The sequence below is a fragment of the Xanthomonas sp. SHU 199 genome (assembly GCF_000364665.1).
Lineage (GTDB): Bacteria > Pseudomonadota > Gammaproteobacteria > Xanthomonadales > Xanthomonadaceae > Xanthomonas_A > Xanthomonas_A sontii.
Map to the genome: position 1 here is coordinate 1 of NZ_AQOI01000298.1, position 2422 is coordinate 2422.

Annotated in this window: 1 protein-coding gene and 1 pseudogene; both read right to left on the reverse strand. The window is 72.1% G+C overall.

All coding sequences use genetic code 11. From position 1 onward, the window contains the following. A pseudogene (locus tag D183_RS24480) lies at positions 1–317 on the reverse strand (hypothetical protein); the annotation flags it as partial. Positions 318–434: 117 nt separating this feature from the next. Further along, a partial coding sequence (locus D183_RS0110815) for a RelA/SpoT family protein (RefSeq protein ID WP_017909002.1) occupies positions 435–2422 on the reverse strand: 1988 nt, incomplete at its 5' end.

Sequence of the window (2422 nt, forward strand, 5' to 3'; positions counted from 1 at the left end):
CCGGTCGCGGCCAACCCGACGCGCGCCTGCATGCGGTCGCTGTCCAGCGCCAGCGCGGCCTCGAAGCGCTCGCGCGCACCGCTGCCGTCGGCGGCGCTGAGCCGGCCCGCACGCAGCGCCGCGTGGCCCTGATCGAGCAATTGCTGGATGCGCGTCTCCGGCCAGATCAGGTCGGCCAACGGGCGGCGGAACACCACCACGGCCATCCCCAGCACCAGCAGCACCGCCAGCGCCCAGCGCCAGACACGCCGATCGCGCCACAGCGGCACCGGCCGCTGCCTGCGCGTGGGTTCGTCCCTGACCTGATCCGGCGGCATGCTCACCGCACAAGCTTAGCGTTGCCCCGATGACGAACAGCTGTGCGTCGCACCGGCCACGCGCACGGTAGGAGGCCCACCCGCTGGCAGGCCTCCCGGCCAGCATGCCGCCGCCCCTCAGCCCAGCCGACGCGCCTCGTGCACGCCCGGCAGCGCGTCGAGCTTGCCGAGCAAGGTGGACAGCTGCCCGTAATCGCCGACCTTCAGCCGCAGCCGCAGTTGCGCCAGGCCGCTGTCGCGCACGTTCTCGCTGTTGATCTCCAGCACGTGCGCCTCTTCCTGGGCGATCAGGTTGGTGATGTCCTTGAGCAGCCAGCGCCGGTCCACCGCGCGCACCAGCACGTCGACCTCGTAGCCACCGCCGGCCTGGCCCCACTCCACCGGCAGCACCCGCTGCGGATGGCTGGCGGCCAGCCGCGCGAACGCGGCGCAGTCGCTGCGGTGCACGGTGACGCCGCGGGTACGGGTCAGGTAGCCGGCGATCGGCTCGCCGGCCACCGGCTGGCAGCAGCGCGCCAGTTGCACCAGCAGATTGCCGACGCCCTGGACGGTGAACTTGGACTTGCCCAGGCCGGTGCGGCGGGCGGTGGGCCGTGGCATGGCCGGCGCGGCAGGCTGCGCCGCGGCGCGCTCGGCCTCGTGCAGGGCGCGCCCGACCTGGCTGGGGCCGACGTCGCCCAGCGCCACCTGGATGTACAGTTCCTCCACGCCGTCGGCATGGAACTTCTTCGCCGCCGGCAACAGGTCGGCGTGCTGCAGCCCCAGGCGCTTGAGCTCACGCTCCAGCAGCTCCTTGCCGGCCTGCACGTTGCGCGCGCGGTCCAGCTTGTGGAACCAGGCGCGCACCTTGTCGCGCGAACGCCCGCTGGCCAGGTAGCCATTGGCCGGCAGCAGCCAGTCGCGGCGCGGCTCGGCCTCCTTGCCGGTGAGGATCTCCACGCGGTCGCCGCTGCGCAGCTTGTGGGTCAGCGGCACGATGCGGTTGTTGACCTTGGCGCCGCGACAGCGGTGCCCGACCATGGTGTGCACGTGGTAGGCGAAATCCAGCGGCGTGGCGCCCTGCGGCAGGTCGATCACCTCGCCCATCGGGGTCAAGGCATAGACCCGATCCTCGACCAGCTCGGCGTCCAGCGCCCCGGCCAGCCCGCCCTGCTCGCCGTCCTGCGACTGCTCCAGCAACTGGCGCATCCAGGTGATCTTGCGGTCGAAGGCCTTCTCCGCGCCCTTGCCGCCTTCCTTGTACTTCCAGTGCGCAGCCACGCCCAGCTCGGCCTGCGCATGCATGTCGTGGGTGCGGATCTGCACTTCGATCGTGCGCCCTTCCGGGCCGACCACGGCGGTGTGCAGCGAGCGGTAATCGTTGGCCTTGGGCCGGGCGATGTAGTCGTCGAACTCGCTGGGCACCGGCGCCCACAGCGCGTGCACCACACCGAGCGCCGCATAGCAGGCGGCGACGTCGTCGACCATCACCCGCACCGCGCGCAGGTCGTAGAGCTGGTCGAAGGCCAGGCGCTTCTTCTGCATCTTCCGCCAGATGCTGTAGATGTGCTTGGGCCGCCCGCTGATCTCCGCGCGCAGGCCCTGCTCGGCCAGCGCCTTGGACAGGATCTTCTTGACCGCCTCGATGTAGCGCTCGCGCGCCACCCGGCTCTCGTCGACCTCGCGGGCGATGCGCCGGTAGGTGTCCGGCTCCAGGTGCCGGAACGCCAGGTCCTCCAGCTCCCACTTCAACTGCCAGATGCCCAGGCGGTTGGCCAGCGGCGCGTGGATGTCGCGGGTCAGCTGCGCCAGCGCGCGGCGCTGCGCCTCCGGCGCCTTGTCGGCCACGCGCATCTGCGCCAGTTGCCGCGCCAGCAGGATCGGCACCACCCGCAGGTCCTGCACGATCGACAGCAGCAGCCGGCGCAGGCCTTCGCTATTGCGCCCTGCCTCGCGCCCGGCATGCAGCGCCCACACCGGGTCGGCGGCGTCCTGCGCCTCCAGCAGGCCGGCCACCGCCTGCGCCCGCGCCGGTGGCGCCACCGGCAACTGCGGCAACTGTGCGCGCAAGGCCGGCAGGTCGAACAGCAACGCCGCCAGCAGCGAGGCCTCGTCGGCGGACAGCA